The following is a 25,449-nucleotide window of genomic DNA, read 5'->3' as shown; positions in this document are numbered from 1 at the left end:
TCTTGACTGACTCAGTAGTCATAGGTGACGATAGTGTCAACAACGAGGGAGGGCTGATGGGACACGACGTCGACGGCCACAAGAACATGCATGTGGATCAGGGCGCGCTATCAGGCGAACACCCAGGGAAAGCCACCGACCCGATCATCAAGGTGCGCGATATCGCCTGGCTCGAGTTCCGCAAACCAGATCTGGCCAAGGCCGAGGCGTTCGCCGTGGCGTTCGGATTCTCCGTCTCACTGCGGACGTCCGAGGAGATTCACCTTCGTGGCACCCACATCGGCTCACCGTGCGTGATCATCCGACGCGGTAAGCGAACGCGATTCGTCGGTGCAGCGTTCGCCGCCGCCGAGGATGCCGACGTCGTCCGACTCGCCGAGGCCACCGGGCAGCGCGTACACCGACTGCCCGACACCCTCGGCGGTATCGCCGTCACTCTGACCGATCCGGGCGGTCAGCCCGTTCAGGTGGTCTCGGGATACACCGAACACCCGGAGCTTCCGGGCCAGGACACACACACCTACAACTTCGGCGATCCCCGCAACCGGGTGAACGCCACTCAGCGCCCACCGCATCAGCCCGCACGAGTACAACGACTCGGGCATGTGGTGCTGCAGCGAGTGGACTACCTGGAGAACCTGAACTGGTACCTGCATCACCTGGGACTGATCGTCAGCGATTTCCTCTACTACGACGGCCAACGCGATCGAGGCCCGGTGATGAGCTTCATCCGCTGCGATCGCGGCAGCATCCCGTCCGATCATCACACGCTCGCCATGACTCTCGGTCCGTCGAATCGGTACGTGCACTCGGCGTATCAGGTGACCGACATCGATGCCATCGCCGCCGGTGGCGAATTCCTCACCGAGCGTGGGTACAAGCATTCCTGGGGTATCGGCAGACACATCCAGGGCAGCCAGATCTTCGACTACTGGCGTGATCCCGACGGTTTCCTGGTGGAGCATTTCAGCGACGGCGACATGTTCGACAGTTCGCTCGAACCCGGCTGGGCACCGATGACGGCGTCGGGCCTCGCACAGTGGGGCCCACCGGCATCCAAGGACTTTCTCGGAATCGCGCCGAGCAAAGCGTCTCTGCACGAACTGAAATCGATCCTCTCCTCGCTACGCAACAACAACGAATTCGACACCGAACGCCTTCGCGGCCTGATGAAAGTGGCTTCCTCATGAGCATCGCTGTACTACGCACCGCCGACGCCTGGTGGGTCGAGACCCCGAACGGAGCGTCGCGCATCGACACTTCGGCAACCACCACTGCCGAGCTTCTCGCCGATCGCGCGGCCGTGGACGCAGCGCGTGCCGGCACCGATGTTGTTGCGGTGGAGACACTGTCGCTGCTCTCGCCGGTCACCGCACCGTGCCGCGTGATGGCGAACATGACCAATTTCGTCTCGCACGTCAAGGATTCGGGCATGAACCCCGAGACGGTGCCGCTGACGTTCTTCCGGAAGACCTCGGGTTCGATCAGCGGCCCCACCGACGACGTCGTCAAGCCGCCGCACGTGAAACTTCTCGACTACGAGATCGAGATCGGTCTGGTGTTCGGCAAGACTCTGACCGTCGGCACCAAGATCGATGCCACCAATGTGGCCGAGTACGTGGCGGGACTCGTACTCACCAACGACGTCTCGGCGCGTGACGTGCAGCTGCCGAAAACGCAGTTCTACGAGGGCAAGTCGTACCCCACCTTCACTCCTGTAGGCCCACGATTGGTACTGCTGGAGCAGGGCGAGTTCGATCGATTCGGCGAGCTGGCCATGACGCTCCGAGTGAACGGCACTGTCCGACAGGACAGTACGGTCGCAGACATGATCTTCCGGCCGGTCGAATCACTGAAGGCGCTGAGCAAGTTCCAGCGCATCGATCCCGGCGACCTTCTGCTCACCGGCACACCCGGCGGTACCGCCCTCAAGGCTCCCGCCAAGCCGATCGAGATGATCGGTGCTCTGATTCCGCCGTCGGTCAAGTGGAAGGTCTTCTTCAAGAAGCAGGCCAAGAATCCCGACTTCCTGCAGGACGGCGACGTGCTCGAACTGACGAGCTCGACTCCCGACGGAGCCCTGGATCTGGGGGTTCAGCGCACCCGGGTCTCCTACCGATGAGCGAACACGAGCCCGACGGCGCGCACCACCGGGTGGTGATCGTCGGCGCTGGGCCGACGGGGATGACCGCCGCGCTCCAGCTGGCCCGGTACGGCGTACCCACTCTCGTCCTCGACCGCTGGGCAGATGTCTATCCCCAGCCGCGCGCGGTCCACCTCGACGACGAGGTGTACCGAATTCTCCACGACATCGGTGTGGCACAGGATTTCGCCGCCATCTCACGTCCGGCGCGCGGGCTACGACTGTGCACCAAGGACCTGCGGACCCTGGCCGAGTTCGAGCGCGATCCCGACGACAGACCGCACGGCTATCCGCAGGCCAACATGTTCGATCAACCCGAACTCGAGCGTCTGATGCGTTCTCACATTGCTCGCTACGACGGCATTGCGATGCGCGGAGGATGCGAGATCACCGATGTACAGAATCTGAAAGACAGTGTCCGGGTCTCGTACACGTCCACCGAGGACGGAACGCCGCACTGGGTGACCGCCGACTACGTTCTCGGGTGCGACGGTGCCAACAGTGTGGTGCGCAGGTCCATCGGCTCGAAAATGGAGGATCTCGGTTTCGAGCAGCGCTGGCTGGTCGTCGATATCGAGACCGATGTCGACCTCGACCAGTGGGACGGTGTGCATCAGGTGTGCGATTCCGAGAGATCGGCGACGTACATGCGTATCGGAACCACGCGCTACCGCTGGGAGTTCCAGATGCTCGAGGGCGAAACCCTCGACGAGTTCACCGATCTCTCGGCAGTACACCCACTGATCGCACCGTGGTTCGTTGCGGCGGAGATCCCTGAGATGAAGCTGATTCGCAGTGCCGAGTACACCTTCAAGGCACAGATTGCCGATCGGTGGCGTGATCGCCGGGTCTTCGTCCTGGGCGACGCCGCGCATCTGACGCCGCCGTTCATCGGTCAGGGAATGGGAGCAGGATTGCGCGACGCCCGCAACCTGGTGTGGAAGTTGGTCGGCGCACTCGACGGACACGTGCCCCAGTCCGCGTTGGACAGCTACGAGACCGAACGAAAGACGCACGCCAAGGCCATGATCAGGCTGGCCGTGATGATAGGGCGGGCCATGACCGGCGGGAGCAAGCTCACCGGCATCATGCGAACCAACATCGCGCCCGTCCTCGGACATCTTCCGGTCATCGGCGACAAGGTCACCGCGAGCACTACGCCCTCCCTCGTCGGGTCGCAGTACGTTCTGCGATCGCCGATGCAGCCTCGCTCACTCGCCGGACAACTCTGCCCGAACAGCCTGTTGGACAATGGGATGCGACTCGATGATCGCGCACCTGGGCAGTTCCTGTTTCTCGCGTCGACACCCCTGACCGTGGAGCAGCGACGCGAGGTCCAGCGGCGCGGTGCCGCAGTGGTGGAAGTAGCGGCCTCGTCCGATCTCGGCTTGTGGCTGCGGCGCGGTCGCGCTGTTGCAGCGATCGTTCGTCCGGACCGGACGGTGATGTCGGCCGGCAAGTCGGTGCCGTCCCTGCACACAGTGGTGCCGAGCACCACACTGTGCACCGAAGATCGCCCCTCGCCCAACGCGGCGAAACCTGTTCACACAATTAGTTCCACGCGCACAGCAACCAAGAGGCGTAGATGAATACTGCAATTGTCACCGGAGCGACCTCCGGAATCGGCGAGGCGATCGCCGAACTTCTCATCGCTCGCGGCTTTCGCGTCATCGGGACGAGCCGCAACAGCTCGAAGGTGTCCGACCCGATCCCAGGCGTCGACTACCGCGATCTCGATCTGACGGATCCGGCATCGATTCGCGCGTTCGTGGACGGAATCGGCGACACCCCGATCGATGTGCTGATCAACAATGCCGGTGAAAGTCAGTGCGGACCGATCGAAGAACTCCCCATCGAGGCGATCACCCGGCTGTTCCAGCTCAACGTCTTCGGCGCGATCGAGCTGACCCAGGCTGTATTGCCGGCGATGCGCGAGCGTGGACGCGGACGAATCATCAACGTCGGGTCGATGCTGGCGAGTTTCCCCCTGGCCTACCGTTCCTCGTACGCCGCGACGAAGGCTGCAATCAAGGGGTTCGCCACCGCGGCGCGGTTCGAGCTCGAGCCGTTCGGAGTCGACATCACCACAGTCGAACCCGGCTCGATTGCCACCGGGCTCTCGGCGCGTCGCACCAAGTACTGCGGACCGCATTCGCCGTATCTACGCGATTTCACCACCGTGATCGCAAAGCTCGACGCCAAAGAGGCACAGGGCATCTCGGCCGAGACCGTCGCCAAGACGGTGTTGCGAGCCGTCGAGGACAAGAAGACTCTGCCGATCTACGCCGTCGGTAGCAATGCTCCTGCAGTGTTTCTCGCCCAACGATTGCTGCCGCGCACCGTGCTCGAAAAGTTCACGGCTCGGGCGTACGGTCTGCCCAGCAAGCGCCCGGTCACCTAGCGGAACAGTCCTGCGACGAACGGGATGGTGTCGGCCTGGGACTGAACGAGGGCTCCACTGTGGTCGGTGTTGTAGGCCCGGAACGTCACAGGCTGACCGGCGGCCGTGAGACGGGCGACGTAGGCGGCAGTGGTCGGGAACGGAACGTCGATGTCCTGCAGCCCGTTTCCCATGAAGAAGGGCTTGTCGAACCCGGCTTCGGGCATCGCCATGTAGTCGTCGAGCACGGCCGTGAAATTGGGCAGGCTGGTCAGCGGCGCGGTGAAGAAATCGCCGATCTTCACGCCGTCGAGTTGCTCCTCGAGGTCCGACACACACGCCGTCTCGGCCAGGTCTGCGTACTTCTTTCCGAGGGGGGTCAAGATGTTGTCCAGCCCGAGCTCGGGGTGCGCGTAGCGCAACGAAGCGCCGATGTAGGCGACGTACGCAGTCAGGCCGGCCGGTAGCTCCACGGGCGGAACGCCCGGTCCACCGATCGAGACCAACTTCTCGATGTACGCGGGGGTTCCGGTGCCGACTGCCCCGCGATAGTCCAGATCCGGTCCACCGAATTCGGTTGCGTACCGCGCGGTGTAGATGGCGGCTCCACCGCCCTGCGATTGGCCGACGGCCACCCAGGATCGCGAGAGGTCTTCGCTGTAATTGCGGCCGGCCTTGACCATGTCCACGACGTTGTGTGCCGTGGTCCTACCGTCGAGATACGTGGGCAAACCGGGTGTTCCGAGTCCGGCGTAGTCACTGGCGACGATGGCGTAGCCCTGCGCGAGCCAGTTCCCCAGATACGGCAGATCACGTTCGACCAGAGCCGGTCCCGCGACGGACGGTGCGCACGAGTCACCGAGTCCGGACGTGCCGTGGGCCCACGAGATCACCGGCCAACCGCCGTCCGGGGCAGTGCCCTGCGGCAGGAAGACGGTGCCGGTGCTGAGCGCCTTCTCGCCGAACGTGTCGGTGGTGACGTAGGTGAGCACTTCGGCCGAGGACGAACCGGGAATCCAGAAGTCCTGTGGCAGCTCACGACTGGAGACGACGTCGCCGATGTCCTGCGTGATCGCCGGTGCTGCGGAGGCCGGGGCCGCGAGCAGTGTCGAACTCGCCATGCTGGCGGCGAGCGCTGCGACGACTGCGAGGACACCGATCCGACGACGAGCAATCACTGATTCTCCATTGCATTCGAGTGTGCGAGAACGCCACCGCGTTCGTCGATGCGCGCCACCTTGTAATACACGACCGCGCCGATCCAGACAACGAAGAACGTGCCGACGACGAGTTGGCCGGCCAGATTCAGATCGATGACGGCCAGTGCGTCCCACAGGCCACCGGTCAGCTCGAACTGCTCGGCAAGCAGGGTCAGCAGCTGCACCGTCCCGATCACCAGGGCTACGAAGACCGAGAGGCCCGTCATCGTCATGTTGTAGTAGATCTTGCGTACCGGGGTGACGAACGCCCAGCCGTATGCCTTGGACATGAAAATGCCGTCGATCGTGTCCATCGTGGTCATGCCCGCGGCGAACAGGACCGGCAGCGCGATGATCGCCATCGGTGGGAGTCCGCCTGCGATAGCGGTCGTGCCGGCGATGGCGAGCAGACCGACCTGAGTGGCGGTATCGAAACCGAGCCCGAACAACAGGCCGAGCGGGTACATCTGCCACGAGTGGTTGATCATCTTGTCGTAGCGGCCCCGGAACAGTCGATTCATCAAGCCGCGCTTGGCCAGCAGCTCGTCGAGCCCGGCCTCGGTGAACTCACCGCGTTTCGCGCGCCGCCACACCCCGACGATGCCGGCGAGGACCGCGATGTTCAGCGCGGCGATGAGATAGAGGAACGTTCCGGACACCAACGTGCCGATGATGCCGCCGACCCCGGCGAAGGCATCCTGGAATGCCGTCGCCTGCGCGGCGACGAAGGCAATAGCGGCGACGAACACGAACACGACGGTCGAGTGACCGAGCGAGAAGAACAGCCCGACGGCCAACGGCCGCTTGCCCTTCTGCAAGAGAAAGCGGGTGGTGTCGTCGATGGCGGCGATGTGATCGGCGTCGAACGCGTGCCTGAGACCGAGGGTGTACGCCAGCACGCCGGCTCCGGCGTAGACGAGGGTGCCGTCGGCTCCGGTCAGGCCGTGAATACTCGGAATGGAGTCGTAATGGGTGAACAGCCCCCACCCGATCACATGCAACGCGGCAATGAAGCCGGCCATCGCCAGCAGCCGAGGAACCTCGTCGAGAGTGAATCGACTCTGCCGTCTGCCGAGCTCGGCGCGCGATAGTTGGGTCGTCATGTCGATCATTGTCTCCGATCGACGCCGGTATGCCGACTCGACTTCATCGACGGACGCTGTACCGCATCAGAGACGCGCCGGATGCGAACGATCGGCATTCCACGAGGTTCAGAGTCTGTGGCGGAGTTCCGTCGAACAATCGTTCGCCATGACCACGCGCGTAGGGGTACTGGAACAGCCGGTACTCATCGACGAGGTCTGCCGCAATCAGGCTGCGACACAGGGTGATACTTCCGGTACACACGATATCGGAACCGTCCAGTTCCTTCAGTCGCGTGATCTCCTCAGTCAACGGCCCCGACAACACGGTCGAATTCACCCAACCAGGGTCTTTCAGTGTCGAGGACACGACGTACTTGGCAACCCTGTTCAGGTGATCGGTGACCCCCGTGGTGTCGTCGGTCTTCGGTCCCCAATAGTCACGCATACCCTCGAAGGTCACTCGACCTACCAGGAACCCGTCCGACATATCGCGCTGAGCGGCCAACGCAGCATCGATCTCCGCATCGTGACCTGCCTGGGCGAACCAGTCGTCGGTGGCTTCGATGACGCCGTCAACGGTGATGTTCTGCGTGATGACCAAGGTGCGCATCTTCGAGTTCTATCACCTCGCGAGGTAACCGGACTGCGGTATCGAGCGTCGCAGGTGACCTCAGCGCCCACTATTTCGTTCCGTAGGCGGGATCGCGATCGGTGAGGTGAATTGTTGACACTCAGGTCAGTGCCGTACCCCCAGAGCCCCCAGTGCCATTGTTTGCAACACCGGCCGAGCACTTCGTGACGGAGTACGCCCCGCGCTGTAGGGCGTCGAGTTGATCAGGCCGAAGACCGCGTGCGCTGTGGTGCGCGCATCGGCCTCGTTCAACTCCGGGTCGACGGCACACAGCACCTCGACCCACAGTTCCACGTACTCGCGCTGCATTCGGCGCACCTTGCGTCGAGCTCCCTCGGGGAGGCTTTGCAGGTCGCGATCCTGGATGCGAATGAATGCCGGTGTCTCGAAAGCGAAATCGAGGTGAAACTCCACCAAGGCCGACACTGTCCCCGAGTCGACGACCTCTCGGCCGACCACCTCGCGGCCGCCGTCGAGCAGATACTCCGAGATTCCGACCATCAATTCGACGAGCACCGCCTCCTTGTTCGGAAAGTGGCGATAAACGGCGGGACCGCTTATTCCGACTGCCGCACCCAGATCCTCTAGCCGCACGGAGGTGAACCCGCGATCGGCGAACAGCGATGCCGCGGCGTCGAGCAATTGCTGCCGGCGCTCGGCCTTGCGTTGCTCGCGCACGGTAGTCGGCTTTTCCAACTCCTGCACCCCCTCGACCCTGGACACTCAGTTAATCGTAGTTTACTATCATGTCAGTTATCAACCATTAACTGAACTCCTGCGACACCGACGTCCGACCCCTAAGGCGTGCACCTCATGGCGATCGATACCGCTGCCAACCGCGCAGATCACGAGCTTCTCACCAGCGAACTCGCCGACCGGCTCGCCGCCGCGGCCCTGGGCGGCAACGAGAAGTCCCGGCAGCGACACATCGCCCGCGGCAAGCTGCTCCCCCGCGACCGCGTCGACGAGCTGCTGGATCCGGGTAGCCCGTTCCTGGAAATCGCCCCACTGGCCGCCAACGGTTTGTACGACGACGAATGCCCCGGTGCCGGTGTGATCGCCGGCATCGGCCGCGTCTCCGGACGCGAGTGCGTGATCATCGCCAACGACGCGACGGTCAAGGGCGGCACCTACTACCCGATGACGGTCAAGAAGCATCTGCGCGCTCAGGAAATCGCGTTGCAGAACACCCTCCCGTGCATCTACCTCGTCGACTCGGGCGGCGCATTCCTGCCGCGTCAGGACGAGGTGTTTCCCGACCGCGACCACTTCGGCCGCATCTTCTTCAACCAAGCGACCATGAGCGCCAAAGGAATTGCGCAGATCGCTGCCGTCATGGGCTCCTGCACCGCGGGCGGTGCCTACGTGCCTGCGATGAGCGACGAAGCGATCATCGTCAGGAACCAGGGCACGATCTTCCTCGGCGGCCCGCCATTGGTGAAGGCCGCGACCGGCGAGGTCGTCACGGCCGAAGAACTCGGCGGTGGTGATCTGCACTCGAAGGTCTCCGGCGTCACCGACCATCTGGCCGACGACGATCGAGACGCACTGCGACGAGTGCGCCGCATCGTCTCCACTCTCGGACCGCGCACCACGCGGCCATGGGACGTCGTCACCACCCGCGAGCCCGTTGCCGATCAGAGCGAGATCTACGACGTCGTGCCCACCGATCCTCGCACCCCGTACGACGTGCGCGAGGTGATCACCCGAGTGGTCGACGCAGGCGAATTCGACGAGTTCAAGGCCGAATACGGCAAGACACTCGTCACCGGATTCGCCCACCTCCACGGCCATCCCGTCGGAATCATCGCCAACAACGGTGTCCTGTTCGCCGAATCTGCCATGAAGGGCGCACATTTCATCGAACTGTGCGACAAGCGCAGCATCCCGCTCGTCTTCCTGCAGAACATCACCGGCTTCATGGTCGGCCGCGACTACGAGGCAGGCGGCATCGCAAAACACGGCGCGAAGATGGTGACGGCCGTGGCCTGCGCCCGCGTCCCGAAGATCACCGTCGTCATCGGCGGCTCGTACGGTGCGGGCAACTACTCCATGTGCGGCAGAGCATATTCGCCCCGCTTCCTGTTCATGTGGCCCAACGCCCGCATCTCGGTAATGGGCGGTGAACAGGCCGCATCGGTGCTCGCCACCGTGCGCAGCGACCAGCTCGATGCAGCGGGCAAGCCGTGGGGCGACGAAGACCAGGAAGCGTTCAAAGCTCCGATCCGGGATCAGTACGAAAGTCAGGGCAACCCCTACTACTCGACGGCCCGGCTCTGGGACGACGGCATCATCGACCCCGCCGATACCAGGCAGGTTCTCGGACTGGCTCTCTCGGCGTGCGCGAATGCGCCGCTCGAGCCGGTCTCCTACGGCGTTTTCAGGATGTGAGAGACATGACCACGATAGACACCATTCTGATCGCCAACCGAGGCGAGATCGCCGTCCGAGTGGCACGCACGTTGCGTCGCATGGGTATTCGCACCGTCGCCGTCTACAGCGACGCGGACGCCGACGCCCGGCACGTCCGCGAAGCCGATACCGCAGTACGACTCGGCCCCGCCAGCGCTCGCGAGAGCTACCTCGACATCGCCAAGGTGATCGCCGCCGCGAAAGCCACCGGCGCACAGGGAATTCATCCCGGATACGGCTTCCTGTCCGAGAACTCGGAGTTCGCAACCGCTTGTGCCGCAGCGGGAATCGCCTTCCTCGGACCTCCGGCCAAGGCCATCGAAGTGATGGGCGACAAGATCGCCGCCAAGGCCGCCGTCAGCGCCTTCGGCGTCCCGGTCGTACCCGGAATTTCCCGACCGGGCCTGTCCGACGACGACCTCATCGCCGGCGCACCCGACGTCGGCTTCCCCGTACTGGTCAAACCGTCCGCAGGCGGCGGCGGCAAGGGCATGCGTCTGGTCGAGCGCGCCGAGGACCTCCCCGCGGCATTGACCAGCGCTCGCCGGGAAGCGGCCTCGTCCTTCGGTGACGACACTCTGTTCCTCGAACGATTCGTGTTGCGGCCCCGGCATATCGAGGTGCAGATCCTCGCCGACGGACACGGCAACGTCATCCATCTCGGCGAGCGCGAATGCAGTCTGCAGCGGCGGCATCAGAAGGTCATCGAGGAAGCACCGTCACCGCTGCTCGACGAACAGACCCGGGCGCGCATCGGCGAGGCCGCGTGCAACACTGCCCGAAGCGTCGACTATTCGGGCGCCGGCACGGTCGAATTCATCGTCTCGGCGGACAGCCCGGACGAGTTCTTCTTCATGGAGATGAACACCCGCCTGCAGGTCGAGCACCCGGTCACCGAGATGGTCACCGGACTCGACCTCGTCGAATGGCAGGTCCGGGTAGCCGCCGGTGAAGCGCTCACTCTGAGCCAGAACGACATTCAGCTGACCGGCCACGCCATCGAGGCCCGCGTCTACGCGGAGGATCCCGGCCGCGGATTCCTCCCCACCGGCGGCACCGTCGTCGGATTGCGTGAACCCACCGGTCCCGGCATTCGCGTCGACTCCGGCCTCGCCGTCGGAACCGAGGTGGGTAGCAATTACGACCCGATGCTCTCGAAGATCATTGCCTACGGCCCAGACCGCAGCACGGCGCTGCGTACCTTGGATCGGGCGCTCGCCGACACTGCCGTGCTCGGAGTTGTCACCAACATCGAGTTCGCGCGATTCCTGCTCGCCGACAACGACGTCCGAACCGGCAACCTCGACACCGGACTGCTCGACCGCCGGGTCGAGGATTTCGTCGCCGCCGAGGCAACCGACGAGGCACTGATCGCCGCGGCAGCCATTGCCTGGCTCGATGTGTGGCAGGCGGCAGGCCACGACATCTGGGGTACGCCGTCGGGATGGCGTGTGGGAGCGCACGCGCCGTTCCACTGCCGTCTGGCATCGGGAGGGCGCACTGCCCACGTGTCCATCACCGGGACCCTCGATGCGGCGACGGTCGTCGTCGACGACGGAATGCCTCGCACCCTGCGAGCCGAAATCACCAACGATTCCGTGGATGTAGTGCGAGGCGATCGACGCGAGACGATGACGTTCGCCCGAAGCGGCTCGGCCACCTGGGTTTCCAACTCTCGGGGTACCTGGCGTGTCGATCGGATCGCCGAGCCCAGTGTGCGCGAGAACGAAGCGCACTCCGGGGACGCCGAGATCCTCTCACCGATGCCGGGTTCGATCATCGCGATCGGAACCACCACCGGCAGCGCCGTCACCGCAGGCTCGGCCATCGCCGTCGTCGAGGCGATGAAGATGGAACACACCTTGACCACACCGATCGACGGCACCGTCGAACTCACCGTTGCAGTGGGGGATCAGGTCCGCGTAGACCAAATCCTCGCCCGAATCGTTCCCACCGACACCGAACAGGACCAGCCATGACCAACCATCTGTCTTCGTCGAATCTGCCCGACGAGTACCAGCAACTGGTGAAGTCCGTTGCCGACTTCACCCGGACGGTCGTCGCGCCGGTCTCGGCGAAACACGATGCCGAGCACTCGTTTCCGTACGAGGTCGTCGCCGGGATGGCCGAGATGGGCCTGTTCGGTCTGCCGTTCCCCGAGGAATACGGCGGCATGGGCGGCGACTACTTCGCCCTGTGCCTGGCGCTCGAGGAGCTCGGCAAGGTAGATCAGAGCGTCGCGATGACGCTCGAAGCCGGCGTCTCGCTCGGTGCCATGCCCGTCTACCGCTTCGGCAACGATGCACAGAAGGAGCAGTGGCTGCCCAAGCTCACAGCGGGTAAAGCCCTGGCCGCGTTCGGTCTGACCGAGCCCGGTGCGGGTAGTGACGCGGGCGGCACCAAGACCACCGCCAAGCGTGACGGCGGTGACTGGATCATCAACGGCAGCAAGCAATTCATCACCAACTCCGGTACCGACATCACCGAGCTCGTCACCGTCACCGCGGTGACCGGCGTCGACGAGGCAACCGGACGCAAGCAGATCTCCTCGATCCTCGTTCCCACCGACACCCCCGGCTTCGTCGCCGAACCGGCCTACAACAAGGTCGGCTGGAACGCCTCCGACACACACCCACTCAGTTTCACCGATGTCCGCGTACCCCAGGAGAACCTGCTGGGCCAGGAGGGCCGCGGGTACGCGAACTTCCTGCACATCCTCGACGAGGGCCGGATCGCGATCGCTGCGGTATCGGTCGGAGCCGCGCAAGGCTGCGTCGACGAGAGCGTCAAGTACGCCAAGGAGCGTGAGGCCTTCGGTGCTCCGATCGCCCGCAATCAGGCGATCTCGTTCAAGATCGCCCGCATGGAGGCCCGTGCACACACTGCTCGCACTGCCTACTACGACGCAGCGGCATTGATGTTGGCGGGCAAGCCGTTCAAGAAGGCAGCGTCCATCGCCAAGCTCGTCGCCTCCGAGGCCGCAATGGACAACGCGCGCGATGCCACGCAGATCCACGGCGGCTACGGTTTCATGAACGAGTACGTCGTCGCCCGTCATTACCGCGACAGCAAGATCCTCGAAATCGGCGAGGGTACAACCGAGGTCCAACTGATGCTGATCGCCCGGAGCCTGGGACTGTGAGCGACAAGCGCATTCGGCAACGCGGCCTGTGGTTCGAGGAGATGGAACTGGGCACCGTCTACGAACACCGCCCGGGACGGACCATCACCGAGGCCGACAACACGCTGTTCACCACGCAGACGATGAACACTCAGGCCCTGCACCTCGACGCCGCCTACAGCGAGACAACACCTTTCGGCCAGCGCCTGGTGAACTCGATGTTCACGGTCTCGACGCTCGTCGGGTTGTCGGTGACGCAGTTGACTCAAGGCACCATCGTCGCGAACCTGGGTTTCTCTGAAGTGTCCTTTCCCAAGCCGCTGTTCCACGGCGACACGCTGTACGCGGAGACGGTGATCTCGGACAAGCGCGAGTCGAAGTCTCGCCCCGGCGAAGGCATCGTGACGTTCACCCACACCGGTAGAAATCAGCACGGGGACGTCGTCGCCATCGCGGTTCGAAAGACGCTTGTTCGGATGCGCCCCGAGGATGCCGTATGAGTTGGTTACCGCCCGGTCCGGCGTGGCTGTTCTGCCCGGCAGACCGACCCGAGCGATACGAAAAAGCCGCAGCCCGAGCAGATGTGGTGATCCTCGATCTCGAAGATGCTGTCGGTGCCGCGGACAAGGCCGGGGCTCGCGAGTCCGTGGTGTCGACCGCTCTGGACCCGTCGCGCACCATCGTCCGCATCAATGCGCACGGCACCGACGATCAGGCCGCAGATCTTCAGGCGTTGAAGCACGCCGATTACACAACCGTCATGCTGCCCAAATGCGAATCTGCCGAACAGATTGTCGCTCTGGCTCCGTTGAACGTCGTCGCGTTGATCGAGTCTCCGCTCGGCGCGATGACGGTGTTCGACGCACTCGCGGCCGACAACGCCATCGGTGCCATGTGGGGTGCCGAGGATCTGGTGGCCGCCATGGGCGGCAATTCGAGTAGGCACGGCGACGGCTCGTACCGCGATGTGGCACAGCATGTTCGGTCGCAGACGCTACTGGCCGCGAAGGCACGCGGGGTGTTCGCGCTCGATTCGGTGTTCCTCGACATCCCCGATCTCGACGGGGTGCGTGTGGAGGCCGACGACGCCGTGGCCGTCGGCTTCGACGGCAAGGTGGCCATTCATCCGAGCCACATCCCGGTCATTCGCGACGCCTACGCGCCGACCCCCGAGGCGATCGAGTGGGCCACCGCCGTGCTCGACGCTGTGGCACACAACCGCGGCGTCTTCACCTTCCGCGGTCGGATGGTCGACGCACCCGTTCTGGCGCATGCTCGACGCATCATCGCGCGTCGAACCTCGTAGAAGGGTAATTGCAGACGCCGTTAATTGTCGGCGCGGTATGGTGGGTGGTCACGAGTACAGGTACCGAGAGGCACGACCAATGAGCGCACACGACCCCGCCCTGACTGCCCTTGCGCAGAATTGGCTTGCGCTTGCCGTCCTGCACGGACGTATCGAAAGCCGCATCGAGCGAGCGCTGCAGACCAACCACAATCTCAGCGCGCGCGAGTACTGGTTGCTCGACGTCCTGGGCAGGCAGCACGACGGGGTCGGCGGTCACCTCCAGATGAAGCAGGTGGCCGACGCCGTCGTGCTGAGCCAGAGCGCGACGACCCGCCTGGTCACTCGGCTCGAGGATCGGGGGCTGCTCACGCGGTACCTGTGCCCCACCGATCGCCGCGGTATCTACACCGACGTCAGCGAAGAAGGCCTGGCCCTGCTCGAGGCAGCGCGGCCGACCAACGATGCGGCGTTGCGTGAGGCTCTCGACGAAGCATCCGACGAGCCGGATCTCGTCCCGTTGGTCGACGCCGTTCGAGGTGCCGAGGGTTGATTCACTCCACCTGTTCCACGGCTGCTCTGGTCGCGTCGGCTACCAAGGGGTTCATCGCCGGCGAATCTTCCACCCCCGACGTCGTCGCGCTGAGCACGACCAGCAGGATCCTCTGCCCGTCCGGTCCGAAGAGCAGTCCGGCATCGTTCGATACGCCGTAGCTACCGGTGCCGGTCTTGTCGGCCGAAGTCCATTGCGGCGCAATGCCCGCCCGGAAGCGGGCGGTGGACGTCTCGGTATCGCCCATCCACTCGAGCAGCTGCTTGCGCGAGGCCTCGGTCAGAACATCGCCGTCGAGCAGGGATCGGTAGCCGGCGGCCAGCGAGTTGGGTGTCGTTGTGTCCCGTGGATCACCCGGAATTGCCGTGTTCAATTCCGGCTCGGCGCGATCGAGGCGAAATTCGGTGTCACCGAGTGCTCGTGCGAAGTCGGTGAGTGCCGCGGTGCCGCCCGCCTCGCGAATCAGTAGGTTGCCGGATGTGTTGTCGCTCTTGGTCAGTGCGGCCGCTGCCAAGTCTGCGATGGTGACTACCGAGCCTGGGGCCCAATCGACCGCCGATTCGGGCACCTTGTCCTCGGCGGTGATCGTTCTGGTGTCGGTGAGCTGTAACTTGCCTGCATCGACGGCGGCAAGTACGGCACCGACGGCATACACCTTGAAGGTGGAGCAGAACGCGAAACGTTCGTCGCCGCGGTAACTCTGAGTGGAACCGGTCGCGAGATCGAGCACATTGACGCCGAGCCGTGCAGTGTCCCTGGCCTCGAGTTCGAGATAGTTCTGTTCGGCCGAGGCTTGTTCGGTGGTGGACTGGGCGGTGCTCGCGGCCGTCTGCGGCGGTTCGGTGGTGGCCGTCGAGGAACAGGCAACTCCGGCAGTCAGCGCCGCAGCTGCGATCACGGTGATCAGTCGGGTGGATGTCGAAGTACGCATGGGCTCATGCGATCACACCCTCTCGCCTCCGAGCCAAGTCCCGAGGCATGGCTTCGTCATTCCACTTCGGTATCGCGGCAGGTAGACGTGTTTCAATAGGTCGGTGGATCTTGTTCGCCATCTCCAGTACTTTGTCGCCGTCGCCGAGGAACGCCACTTCGGCCGCGCAGCGGCGGCTCTGGGCGTGACGCAGCCACCGGTGTCTCGGGCGATCAAGACCTTGGAGAAGCACCTCGGTGTCGTGCTCGTGGAGCGGACACCCGACGGTGCCGCCATCACCGAGCACGGGGCTGCGCTGTTGCCCCGGGCTCGCTTGATCGTCGACGACGCACGCCGATTGACCACCACGGCAGAGTCACTCACCGCGTCCGAGACGGTCCGCATCGGCCTCATCCCCCAGCTGGACGATGCACTGGCCGCACGTATCGCCGCGTCCGTCGGAGTCCAAGCACGGGTGGAGACCGGCGGTGCAGTGTCTTTGCTGGACCGGGTGCGATCACACGAACTCGACGTTGCCGTGATCGATCACCCGGTGGTACTCGATCGACTGGTGGCCGGACCAGTGATTGCGTTACCCCGGCGGGTCAGCGTTCCTGTCGGTCACAGGTCGGCCCGAGCGGCGCGGCCGCGACTGACCATGTTGTCCGACCTGGCCTTCGCCACCACGCCGCGGGCTGCGAATCCACCTGCACACGACCTGCTGCTCGATGCGTTTCGGCGCCACGCACTCGATCCAGAGGTGTTTGCTGCGAACACCTTTCGCGCCGTCACGATCAGCGTTGCGTCAGGTCGATGTTTCGGGCTCGTACCTGCCGCGAGTCCCGTACTGCCCGGCACCGAACATCTCGACCTCTCGTCCGACGACGTTGCCCTGAGAGTGCGGATCGTGAGCCGCAACGACGAGGCCGAGTCTCTGGTGAATCTCATCGACCGAATCCTGTTGCAGGCCGGCAAGTGAATACGACCGACGAACAGCTGCGCGCCGTATTCGCCGACGCGGGCTGTCGTGGTTGGGTGCGCGCCGAGCGGATCGACGGCACCGGCACGACCGTCGATTACGAGGGAGACGACCCCGTCGTCGCCGCGTCGGTGTGGAAGATCGTGCTGCTCGTTGCAGCTGCGCGTGCGTTCGACGAAGGATCCTTGACTGCAACCGATTCGGTGCGACTCGTTCCGGCACAGTGCAGTCCCGGGCCGACCGGCATCTCGAGTTACGCGGATCCGGTGACCATGAGTTGGCGTGACATCGCACGCTCGATGATCACCGTCTCCGACAATGCCGCTGCCGACGCACTTCTCGGCGCAGTGGGTCTCGATGCACTTGCCCGGGTGATCGACGATCTCGGACTCGAACACACGCGCATCGTGGGTGGCACGAAACAACTGGGTGATCAGATCGTCCGGGATACCGGCCGGTTGAACGCGGACGAAGCGGTGGGCCTACTGGCCAGCAACTACACGGTGGTCGACAGCTCGGGTTTCGATCCGGCGTACACCTCGTGCACCACACCTCGTGACAGCAACACCGTTCTGCGCTCGATCTGGCTGGGCACCGCGGCATCGCCGACGCAGTGCCTCTACATGAAAGAGGTTCTGTCTCAGCAGGTATGGCCGCACAGAATTCGCAGCGGAATCCCGTACCCGGATGTGCAGGTCGCGGGCAAGACCGGAACCATCGGCCCCATTCGCAACGAGGTTGCCGTGGTGTCATTTCCAGACGAGACGCCCGTCGCGGTGTCGGTGTTCACCAGGGCAGCGCGGATGGACCTGTACCTCCCGCTGGTCGATCAGGCCATCGGCCATGCGGCCAGAATTGCAGTGACGGCAGTACGTCAGGCACCGCACTCGGGAACGCCGTGACCGGATCGGCACCACGTGTTGACGCCGGGAGCGTCGCCCAGATCGTAGGTCATCAACACGCGGGTGTCGTTGTACCCGATACTCGGCGAGGCCTCGAATCGTTTGCCCTCGTATAGGATTCCGCCCAGCCCGTCACCGGCCAGGAACGTGCGCTCCAGCAGCGTGACGACCACGCCGTCTTCCTTGTCGTCACCGATCGGTGTGTAGGTGGCCGTCCAGGTTTCGACGTCGCAGCAACTCGCTCCGGTGGTGAATGTGCTGCTCGCCGGGTCGGGATCGAGGTGAAGAATGCTTGCGTGCCGCTGCCAATCCCCCATGATCGTCGACGCCAGGTCTCCATCGGGGTTCGATACAGGAGGAATCTGCGGCTGCACCGGATCCTGAACGGGCGGCTCGACCGCCACAGGCTGAGTAGGGGGCGCAGCAGCGGTCGGTGCAGGTACCGACGCGTCGATCGGCCCTGATCCATCGCCGGTGCCCGGTTCATCGGCCGCCGGACTCTCCGATGGCGCGTTCTCGACCGGAGACCCTGGTTGGGCACCGCCCACCTGGGTGGACGTCGCCACTGCCTGCGAGGCGGGCCGAGCGTCATTGTCGCCGCAGGCCGTCAGGGCGGCCATGGCCACCACCGTCAACAGGGCGGATCCGATCGAAGAACGCACTCTCATGACGACTCCCCACTCGCGACGAACATCGTGCCCGGTCTATCGCCTCGGGCACGACTCCGTTACTTGCGCTAAGCAGGTCACGCTTGGGTAACAGTGTTCCTCAGCGCTGAGCGCTCACTGCGCGGTCCATGTCGGATCCCGTTTCTGCAGGAATGCGGTGATTCCTTCGACGACGTCCTGGGTGGTGGCCAGTCGATCCAATTCCCGACGGTTCTGCTGCCACGATTCTTCCTCGTGCGCGATGGTGCCGTCGGAGATGCGTCGAGCGAGCCGCTTGGATGCGCGCACCGCGAGCGGCGCGCCCTCTGCGCAGAGGCGAGCGAGACCGAGTGCCGTCGCGAGAACGTCGTCGGGCGCGACAACCCTGTTGACCAGACCCCATCGTGCGGCCTCCTGTGCGGAGATCGGCTGACCCGTCAAGATCGTCTCCAGCGCAACGTGTTCCGGCACCGCAGACATCAGTCGAAAGGTACCGCCCGCACCGGCGACGAGTCCGCGGCGGATCTCGGGCAGGCCGAATACGGCCGTGTCCGAGGCGACGACCATATCCGAGGCCAGAGCGATCTCGGTTCCACCTCCCATCGCGGACCCGTTCACCGCCGAGATGACGGGAACCGAAATCGGGTGTTGGACAATCCCGGCGAACCCCCAATGCTCGGTCTCGGGCGGGGTCACCGCGCCGGGGCCTCCGGTGCCGAGGGCTTTCAGATCGGCACCCCCGCAGAAGGTCGCCGATCCCGCGCCGGTCAAGACGATGGCACGGATGTCGCGGTCGGCCTCGGCCGACTCCCAGGCTCGCCCGAGCAGCGTATGCACGCGTGCGTCGATGCTGTTGGCGGCCTTCGGTCGGTTGATCGTGACGACGAGTACATGACCTTCACGCCTGGTCAGTACAACAGGTTCGATGCTATCGGCCTCGGACACGAATGTTCCCCTCGTTCGACTCGACACTGACTGTTGCTCCGATGATTTCGCGTGCAGGTTCGCCTCGATGGAGGGACAACGCATGCGCACTGGCCGTATCGCCGGGAGCCGTCTGTGCGGCAACGCGTCGTCCGCGCTCGTCCCTCCCGACGAGGAAAGCCTGGTTCGGTTCCCGCTGCCGTGAATGCTCGACGGAGACAGTCTCCACCACAAGATCCCCGTCCTCGACAGGTGCTCGAGGCGGCGGATCCGAGGCCAGCACTGCGGGTTCAGGATCTCCGATGTAGCCGAGCGGATGCTGTTCGGCACCCAACAGCACGGAGTGGTGGTAGGTCAGGTAGCCACCGTTCGCGTGCACCAGCGCACAACTCTTCCCGCCACGAATTTCCCGAACCGATGCGGTGATCGAATGCAGCGAATGACTACTGAGAGGTCCGCCGAAGGACGAATGGCCACCGGTCACTGTGGGAATCAACGACTTCGGCGTTCCGAGGTGACGTGTGGCCAGGGTCGGCACGATCGGAAAGCAGCTGTAGACGTCCAACACGTCCACTTGCTCGACCCCGATCTCCGCGCCATGCATTGCGCGATCCATCGCGCCTTCCATCGCTCGGGACCGGCCGAAACTACTGCGGTCGAGAATGTCGACCGTGTCCTCGGCACCAGCACCGCCCCAGACGTACACGATGTCGCTCTCGGGCACGCCGCATTCGCGGGCTTCGGCCAAGCTCGTCACCACGATGCACGCTGCCTGGTCGACGAACGGCATCGCGTTCATCGACAGCGGATACGGCTCGCACACGATGCGGTTCTTCGGCGACGGCGTGCCGATGTCGGCAGCCGTCCGCGCTCGCCCGTTCCACGAATACGGATTCTGCTCGGAGACAACGGAGAACGTCGCATACAGCTCGCTGCACTCGGCCTGCCGGGCCACCGGATCCAAGCCGGACTCGAAGCGAAATCGGCTCTCGAACAATGGATAGATCCGGACCGGTGAGATCAGACCGGCCTCTTGCATTGCAGCGCTGCCGAGTTGGTCGAGGTCGAAGGTGGGTGGACCGCCCGGATTTGTGCTCCACCCGCCGTCGTCGACGGGGTCTCGACCGGCCTTGACCAGCGCGCTCATCGAGGCCTGGGCTTCACCGCCCGCGATCACCGCCACCGTCGACTCTCCGGAGGCGATGCGCGCGGCTGCGCGATCGACGAGCCGCGCAGGCCATTGCCCACCGATCGGAGCGTCGAACAGATCTGCTGGTGTGGCACCGAATCCACGTGCCAGTGCCGCGGCGGGACTGGCGTATGCCCAGCTGGCGATATGACAGAACGCGATGCTGTCCGCGCGGCGAATCCACGGCTCCGACGTCGGCGAGTCCCGGAGTGCCGCAGTCGCAGCGAGCGTGATCAGTTCCATGGGTTCGACGCCCATGGGTTCGCCCCGGCCGCTTGTTTCACCGACAGCCACGATCACCGGAACACGTGTCGGATCCACCGTCGACGCCTCGTGGCGTGCAGAACTCATGACCGGAAACCTAATACAGACAGAGATTGTCTGCAATGCCGTCAGGTGCGACAATTCGGGGGTGACCGACGAAGCCACGAGCCGACGGGGACGTCCTCGCGATCCACATCTGGAAGACCGCGTCTACGACGCGGTGCTCGAGGTGTACTGGGAAAAGGGATGGTCAGGCTTCACACTCGACGCCGTTGCCCGCCGCGCTTCGGTCGGGAGAGCCGCGCTCTACCGACGCTGGGAATCGAAGGGAGCCTTGGTCGTCGACGCGCTGGAAGCCCGAAGTCCACTCGCGACGCCGATCGACCTCGGCACGCTGCGGGCAGATCTCGTCGAGCTCGCAGTGCAGCTTCTGCAGGGTTACCGAGGGACAGCCGGTCTGGTCAGCCTGAGGGTCGCTCTCGATGCGCGGGTGCACCCCGACCTACTCGGCCGAATGATGGAGACGCTCAACAAGAGCCGTCTGGTCGCGGCGCGGCTCATCGTGCATCGAGCTCAGAGTCGAGGCGAATTGCCCGAGTCCGCCGATACCACCCGAATTCTCGAACTGGTGACCGGAGCGGTGTTCAGCCACGTCATCTTCTCGCATCGCACCGATTCCGATCGCGCCGAGACCGACCGCGTCTACGCAGAGAATCTGGTCGACGCAGTCCTCGATGGTGTCGGCACGGCATGACCTGAACGGCCGCCGAGTCCCACGGACTCGGCGGCCGCGAATGAGGTGGTTCTTCTATTCGTTGTAACCGAAAATCGCGTTCCACGCCTCTTGGTCGTCGGCGGAGTTCTCTATCGATTCCGACTGTGTGATGCGGTTGACCTTGGGGTCGGTGAACTCTGGTAGCTCGATTCCGCGGATCACCGGCGGGTCGATGTCGTTGCGAACCGAGTATTCACCGAGATCGCTGAACACCTGCTGACCCCTCTTGGAGAGGTTCCAGTTCATGAATACCTGCGCGGCTGCAGTGTTTTTCGCTGTGGATGCAACACCGGTGTAGTAGTCGTAGGCGGTGAGTCCCTCCTCCGGCACCACGAAGTTGACCGGCGCATTCTCGTTGTTGGCGATGTTGACGCTGCTCACCACGACGGTCCCTGCTTCGATCTCACCGCGGGCGAGCGCATCGAGCTGAGCTCCGATGGAGTCGAACACCCGTGCCTCCGAGGAGTATTCACGGAGGTAGTCGTCGCCGAGTACCTCACGCTGAAACCGAGTCAGTGCCAGTGCACTACCGCCGGCTCCGGCCTGAGCGATACCCAGATTGCCCTTCCACCGATCGTCGAGAAGATCTGCCCAGGACATCGGCCTGTCGTCACCCTCGATGAGCGCACTGTTGTAGCCCATCGTGTAGATCGGGTCGAAGGTCCGGTAGTAGTTGCCGCCGTCGAACACGACGTCGTCCTGCAGCTCCGTCGCCGTCGGCGGCGTGTAGGGCTGGAACACACCGCGCTCGCTGAGGCCGCTGACGAAGCCGGCATCGGAGATCCGCACGACGTCCGCGTCGAGCCGTCCTGCGCCGTACTCGGCCACCAGTCGCTCGTACAGACGGTTCGGGGTGAGCCGCACGAGCTTGACGTCGAGTCCGGTGTCCTTCTCGAAGTTCTTCAGCACCGTGGCCTCGGTGACCGCGGTGTAACCGCTGTAGAGGGTGATGCCACCTTCGGCCTGGGCCTGCGTCCACAGATCGGGATCTGCGATCTGCTCACCGTCGATGACGAGGCCGTTGTCGGTGACGATCTCCTCGGCTGCCCGAGCCAAGGCGGGACGTTCGGGTGGCGGCGAGCAGGCCGCGGCAGTTGCCACTGCGACGCCCAGCGCGATTGCTGTTACCAATTTTCTCATCAGACAGTTTCCTTGGATCCGAAGCGACGCGAGAGGATTGCGAGCACACCGATCACGACGCAGTACAGCAGGCTCAACTCGGCAGCCGACTGGAACGAGCCGTTGTCGTAGGCGTCGAAGATCGCGATCGAGAGCAACCGGGTGTCGGAGGTGAACAGGAACAGCGCGGCGGTGAGCTCACGCATGGACAGCATCAGCAGCAACAGGAAGGTCGAGGACAGACCGACCTTGAGCAGCGGCGCGGTGACGAACGAAATCGCCCGGTGCCGCCGTGCACCCAACATGACTGCGCTGTCTTCCAAGTCCTTGTCCAACTGGATAATCGACGCAGAGACACCGCGGTAGCCCTGCGGAATGGTGACGGCAACGAACGCGATCACCAACACCGCGAGTGTTCCGTAGATCGGCAGCGGAAGCGCCAGCCACGTCCACAGCAGACCCAGGCCGAGCACGATGGCAGGAACAGCCAGCGGCAACATCGCCAGGTATTCCAACAGCTTTCGGCCTGGAGCATTCGTGCGGTACCTCGTGTACGCCAAGGCGAAGCAGAACGCGGTACCGATAGCGGCGGTGGCGACACCGACGATGACGCTGTTGGTCATCACGCTGTGGAAGTCGGTACTGCGCAACGTCTCTCCCAGTCCCCAGAACGACAGCGCTCCCGAATCGAAGAGTTGACCGATGTTCGCGACGTACGGGCTGGTCTGGAGAGCAGCCAACACCAGGGCGACAAGCGGCAGGAGGACGGCCAGGGCGAAGTACACCCAGGCGAACACTGCAGCCGGGATGCGCCATGCCCGCAGCGGAACCTGACGCGCCCGAACACCTTTGCCGCTGACGGTGGTGTATTCCTTGCTGCTCATCGCGCGCTGCTGGAAGGCGACGACGGCGACCAGCAAGACGGTGAGAACCACTGCGACAGCGGCGGCGTCGTTGCCGCGGGCAGGCGATGCGTTCATCAGTCGATAGATCAGGGTCGGCAGGGTGTCGACTCCGCCGGGCACGCCGATCACCTGAGCCACCGGGAAGTTCTCCACGGTGAGCGCGAAAACCAGGATTCCCGAGCCGATCACGGCGGGCATGACGAGCGGGAACGTGATCTTGCTCAGCATTTTCGTCAACTTCGCACCGTGCAGACTGGCGGCGTCCTCGAGGTCCGGATTCATCAACGAGAGCGCGGAGTGGACCATCAGGAACGGATACGGCGCGTAATAGATGCCGAGGATGAAGATCATCCCGCCGAAGCTGTAGATGTCGATGAAGCCGGGAAGACCGATCGCGGTCAGAACCAGGTTGATGTAACCGGTGGCCGGCCCGGCCAGCAATGCCCACGCCAGTGCCCCGACGAGCGCCGGGAGGAAGAGCGGCGCAATACCGATGCCGTAGATCATCTTTCGGCCCGGAACGTTGGTACGTGCTGCCAGGAAGGCGAGCGTGCACCCGATCGTCAGCGCGACGATCGAGGACCCGATGCCGACCAGAGCCGAATTCCACAGGGCGCTCTGCGCGGTCGAGGACCCGAGCAGCGAGAAGTTGTCGAGGGTGAAGTTACCGAAGTCGAACAGCGATGTGCGCTCGGCGTTGTCGGTGAATGCGCCCATCACGATGAAGAACATCGGGAACAGCACGATCACGGTGAGCAGAGCCAACTGCAGAAGCGTCGGAATCCACTTCTTCAGACCCGGCCTGCGTTGGGGTGTCGGAGTGTCGACCGGCGGCTTCGTCGTGGTGACGGGCCGATTGTCGGTGGGGGCGCTCATACCGGCACCGCCTCGGAGGCGACGCGATCGTCGACGAGAACCTGAGCTCCGCCGGCTACTGCTGTGACCCGTGCGCGTTCTCCCATACCCAGGATTCGGCTGGCGTGTCCGGTGGCGACGGCTTCGATCTCCGGGCCGTCGTCCAGTGTGACGCGGTACCGAATGGACGCCCCCTGGTAGCTCGCGACGTCGACTGTGCCCATCCAGGACTGGCCCTCGGGCTCGGCATCGTCCAACGGGGTGACCAACAGATCCTCGGGCCGCAGGCACACCACGACGGGCCCGTCGGCCGCCGACGCTGCATCGACCGACACTGCAATCTGTCCGAAGTCCGTCAGCTCCATCGTCGATCGCGGTCCCGACGCAGGCGTGGCGCGGAAGATGTTGCCGACACCGAGGAACTCGGCCACCGAGGCGGACATCGGCGAGGTGTAGATGTCTTCGGGGGTGCCGATCTGCACGATTCGGCCGTTCTGCATCAGCGCGATTCGGTCGGCAAGGGCGAACGCCTCGACCTGATCGTGCGTGACGTAGACGGTGGTCAGTCCGAGTCGGAGCTGAAGCTCTCGCAATTCCATCCGAAGTCGTTCGCGCAGTCGGGCATCGAGGTTCGACAGCGGCTCGTCGAGGAGCAGCACGCTGGGGCGCATCACCAGGGACCGAGCCAGCGCCACCCGCTGCATCTGACCACCACTGAGCAAGCTCGCTCCTCGGTGCGCCATTTCGCCCAACCCGACGAGGTCGAGGGCCTCGAGGACGCGCTGGTTCATCTCGGTCTTGTTGACCTTCTGCATCTTCAACGAGAAGGACACGTTGTCGAACACAGTCCGGTGCGGCCACACCGCGTAGGACTGAAAGACCATGCCCACGTTGCGTTTGTGCGGCGGGATCGTCTTGTTCGTGTTCGAGTCGTGGACGACGCGGTCACCGATGGTGATGCGGCCGGCGCTGGGGGTCTCCAGCCCTGCCACACAGCGCATCGTGCTGGTCTTACCGCAGCCTGACTGACCCAGCAACACCAGGGATTCTCCGTCGGCGATCTCCAGGTCGAGGTCGCGGACAACAGTGTTTCCCGAGTAAGCGAGGCTCAGATTCTCGATGCTAACCTTCATGATCTTCCTTTTCTTCAGTCGTCGAAGCCGTGTTCACA

At 64.2% G+C, this 25,449-nt stretch carries 24 protein-coding genes; 13 read left to right on the top strand and 11 right to left on the bottom strand.

The features are described from left to right. Positions 1–56 precede the first annotated feature (56 nt). Genes CH305_RS10355 through CH305_RS10340 form a run of 4 tightly spaced genes read left to right on the top strand, consistent with a single transcriptional unit; the run spans position 57 to position 4,544 of the window. Positions 57–1,190, top strand: a complete 1,134-nt coding sequence (locus tag CH305_RS10355) for a VOC family protein (protein ID WP_094703597.1) — start codon at positions 57–59, stop codon at positions 1,188–1,190. Continuing rightward, complete coding sequence (locus CH305_RS10350; protein WP_032377676.1) at positions 1,187–2,122, top strand: fumarylacetoacetate hydrolase family protein; 936 nt, start codon at positions 1,187–1,189, stop codon at positions 2,120–2,122. Before CH305_RS10355 ends, CH305_RS10350 begins: the two co-directional genes overlap by 4 nt. Then, positions 2,119–3,732: a bifunctional 3-(3-hydroxy-phenyl)propionate/3-hydroxycinnamic acid hydroxylase gene (locus tag CH305_RS10345; protein WP_094703596.1), complete on the top strand. Its 1,614-nt coding sequence runs from the start codon at positions 2,119–2,121 to the stop codon at positions 3,730–3,732. Before CH305_RS10350 ends, CH305_RS10345 begins: the two co-directional genes overlap by 4 nt. Further along, complete coding sequence (locus tag CH305_RS10340; RefSeq protein ID WP_037153044.1) at positions 3,729–4,544, top strand: SDR family oxidoreductase; 816 nt, start codon at positions 3,729–3,731, stop codon at positions 4,542–4,544. The genes CH305_RS10345 and CH305_RS10340 overlap by 4 nt, the downstream gene beginning before the upstream one ends. Here the strand turns inward: CH305_RS10340 and CH305_RS10335 are convergent. The 4 genes from CH305_RS10335 to CH305_RS10320 all read right to left on the bottom strand — a co-directional run bounded on the left by CH305_RS10335 (position 4,541) and on the right by CH305_RS10320 (position 8,161). Continuing rightward, a complete protein-coding gene (locus tag CH305_RS10335) occupies positions 4,541–5,644 on the bottom strand; it encodes a lipase family protein (RefSeq protein ID WP_094703640.1) in 1,104 nt (367 codons plus the stop codon). The genes CH305_RS10340 and CH305_RS10335 overlap by 4 nt on opposite strands. A 53-nt stretch (positions 5,645–5,697) precedes the next feature. Beyond that, positions 5,698–6,825, bottom strand: a complete 1,128-nt coding sequence (locus tag CH305_RS10330) for a HoxN/HupN/NixA family nickel/cobalt transporter (protein ID WP_094703639.1) — start codon at positions 6,823–6,825, stop codon at positions 5,698–5,700. A gap of 43 nt (positions 6,826–6,868) precedes the next feature. After that, positions 6,869–7,417: a dihydrofolate reductase family protein gene (locus CH305_RS10325; RefSeq protein ID WP_094609158.1), complete on the bottom strand. Its 549-nt coding sequence runs from the start codon at positions 7,415–7,417 to the stop codon at positions 6,869–6,871. Positions 7,418–7,543: 126 nt separating this feature from the next. Next, positions 7,544–8,161 carry a TetR/AcrR family transcriptional regulator gene (locus CH305_RS10320; RefSeq protein WP_094703595.1) on the bottom strand — a complete coding sequence of 206 codons (618 nt, stop codon included), beginning with the start codon at positions 8,159–8,161 and terminating at the stop codon, positions 7,544–7,546. 90 nt (positions 8,162–8,251) lie between these two features. Here CH305_RS10320 and CH305_RS10315 point away from each other — a divergent pair, with 90 nt between their 5' ends. The 6 genes from CH305_RS10315 to CH305_RS10290 all read left to right on the top strand — a co-directional run bounded on the left by CH305_RS10315 (position 8,252) and on the right by CH305_RS10290 (position 14,809). Further along, positions 8,252–9,829 carry a carboxyl transferase domain-containing protein gene (locus tag CH305_RS10315; RefSeq protein ID WP_094703594.1) on the top strand — a complete coding sequence of 526 codons (1,578 nt, stop codon included), beginning with the start codon at positions 8,252–8,254 and terminating at the stop codon, positions 9,827–9,829. 5 nt (positions 9,830–9,834) lie between these two features. After that, the gene (locus tag CH305_RS10310; protein ID WP_094703638.1) at positions 9,835–11,829 is read left to right on the top strand and encodes an acetyl/propionyl/methylcrotonyl-CoA carboxylase subunit alpha; all 1,995 of its coding nucleotides are present in this window, start codon (positions 9,835–9,837) and stop codon (positions 11,827–11,829) included. Then, a complete protein-coding gene (locus CH305_RS10305) occupies positions 11,826–12,992 on the top strand; it encodes an acyl-CoA dehydrogenase family protein (protein ID WP_094703593.1) in 1,167 nt (388 codons plus the stop codon). The genes CH305_RS10310 and CH305_RS10305 overlap by 4 nt, the downstream gene beginning before the upstream one ends. After that, on the top strand, positions 12,989–13,471 hold the full coding sequence (locus tag CH305_RS10300) for a MaoC/PaaZ C-terminal domain-containing protein (RefSeq protein WP_032405088.1): 483 nt from the start codon (positions 12,989–12,991) through the stop codon (positions 13,469–13,471). The genes CH305_RS10305 and CH305_RS10300 overlap by 4 nt, the downstream gene beginning before the upstream one ends. Further along, positions 13,468–14,277, top strand: a complete 810-nt coding sequence (locus CH305_RS10295; RefSeq protein WP_094703592.1) for a CoA ester lyase — start codon at positions 13,468–13,470, stop codon at positions 14,275–14,277. The genes CH305_RS10300 and CH305_RS10295 overlap by 4 nt, the downstream gene beginning before the upstream one ends. 79 nt (positions 14,278–14,356) lie before the next feature. Next, the gene (locus CH305_RS10290) at positions 14,357–14,809 is read left to right on the top strand and encodes a MarR family winged helix-turn-helix transcriptional regulator (protein WP_094703591.1); all 453 of its coding nucleotides are present in this window, start codon (positions 14,357–14,359) and stop codon (positions 14,807–14,809) included. A 1-nt stretch (position 14,810) separates the two neighbouring features. On the opposite strand, the gene bla is transcribed toward CH305_RS10290, so the two are convergent. Then, positions 14,811–15,740, bottom strand: coding sequence for a class A beta-lactamase (gene bla, locus CH305_RS10285; protein WP_094703590.1), 930 nt, complete (start codon positions 15,738–15,740; stop codon positions 14,811–14,813). 103 nt (positions 15,741–15,843) lie between these two features. On the opposite strand from bla, the gene CH305_RS10280 reads away from it, so the two are divergent. Next, the gene (locus CH305_RS10280; RefSeq protein ID WP_094703589.1) at positions 15,844–16,698 is read left to right on the top strand and encodes a LysR family transcriptional regulator; all 855 of its coding nucleotides are present in this window, start codon (positions 15,844–15,846) and stop codon (positions 16,696–16,698) included. Continuing rightward, positions 16,695–17,600, top strand: a complete 906-nt coding sequence (locus CH305_RS10275; RefSeq protein WP_179278241.1) for a serine hydrolase — start codon at positions 16,695–16,697, stop codon at positions 17,598–17,600. Before CH305_RS10280 ends, CH305_RS10275 begins: the two co-directional genes overlap by 4 nt. On the opposite strand, the gene CH305_RS10270 is transcribed toward CH305_RS10275, so the two are convergent. The 3 genes from CH305_RS10270 to CH305_RS10260 all read right to left on the bottom strand — a co-directional run bounded on the left by CH305_RS10270 (position 17,573) and on the right by CH305_RS10260 (position 20,711). Continuing rightward, positions 17,573–18,268 carry a hypothetical protein gene (locus CH305_RS10270; protein ID WP_094703587.1) on the bottom strand — a complete coding sequence of 232 codons (696 nt, stop codon included), beginning with the start codon at positions 18,266–18,268 and terminating at the stop codon, positions 17,573–17,575. The two genes, CH305_RS10275 and CH305_RS10270, sit on opposite strands and share 28 nt — an antisense overlap. A gap of 114 nt (positions 18,269–18,382) precedes the next feature. Next, complete coding sequence (locus tag CH305_RS10265) at positions 18,383–19,192, bottom strand: enoyl-CoA hydratase/isomerase family protein (protein WP_256983661.1); 810 nt, start codon at positions 19,190–19,192, stop codon at positions 18,383–18,385. Further along, the gene (locus CH305_RS10260) at positions 19,176–20,711 is read right to left on the bottom strand and encodes an acetyl-CoA acetyltransferase (RefSeq protein WP_256983660.1); all 1,536 of its coding nucleotides are present in this window, start codon (positions 20,709–20,711) and stop codon (positions 19,176–19,178) included. The genes CH305_RS10265 and CH305_RS10260 overlap by 17 nt, the downstream gene beginning before the upstream one ends. A gap of 61 nt (positions 20,712–20,772) precedes the next feature. Here CH305_RS10260 and CH305_RS10255 point away from each other — a divergent pair, with 61 nt between their 5' ends. Continuing rightward, on the top strand, positions 20,773–21,378 hold the full coding sequence (locus tag CH305_RS10255; protein WP_094703637.1) for a TetR/AcrR family transcriptional regulator: 606 nt from the start codon (positions 20,773–20,775) through the stop codon (positions 21,376–21,378). Between the two features lie 54 nt (positions 21,379–21,432). On the opposite strand, the gene CH305_RS10250 is transcribed toward CH305_RS10255, so the two are convergent. The 3 genes from CH305_RS10250 to CH305_RS10240 are packed head-to-tail and all read right to left on the bottom strand — an operon-like array spanning position 21,433 to position 25,411. Then, on the bottom strand, positions 21,433–22,539 hold the full coding sequence (locus CH305_RS10250; protein ID WP_094703584.1) for an ABC transporter substrate-binding protein: 1,107 nt from the start codon (positions 22,537–22,539) through the stop codon (positions 21,433–21,435). Further along, complete coding sequence (locus CH305_RS10245; protein WP_094703583.1) at positions 22,539–24,299, bottom strand: iron ABC transporter permease; 1,761 nt, start codon at positions 24,297–24,299, stop codon at positions 22,539–22,541. The genes CH305_RS10250 and CH305_RS10245 overlap by 1 nt, the downstream gene beginning before the upstream one ends. Continuing rightward, a complete protein-coding gene (locus CH305_RS10240) occupies positions 24,296–25,411 on the bottom strand; it encodes an ABC transporter ATP-binding protein (protein WP_032405080.1) in 1,116 nt (371 codons plus the stop codon). The genes CH305_RS10245 and CH305_RS10240 overlap by 4 nt, the downstream gene beginning before the upstream one ends. Positions 25,412–25,449 lie beyond the last annotated feature (38 nt).

It is taken from the genome of Rhodococcus sp. 15-649-2-2, from assembly GCF_002258645.1.
Taxonomy (GTDB): Bacteria; Actinomycetota; Actinomycetes; order Mycobacteriales; family Mycobacteriaceae; genus Rhodococcoides.
This window is presented reverse-complemented; position numbering and strand designations above follow the sequence as displayed.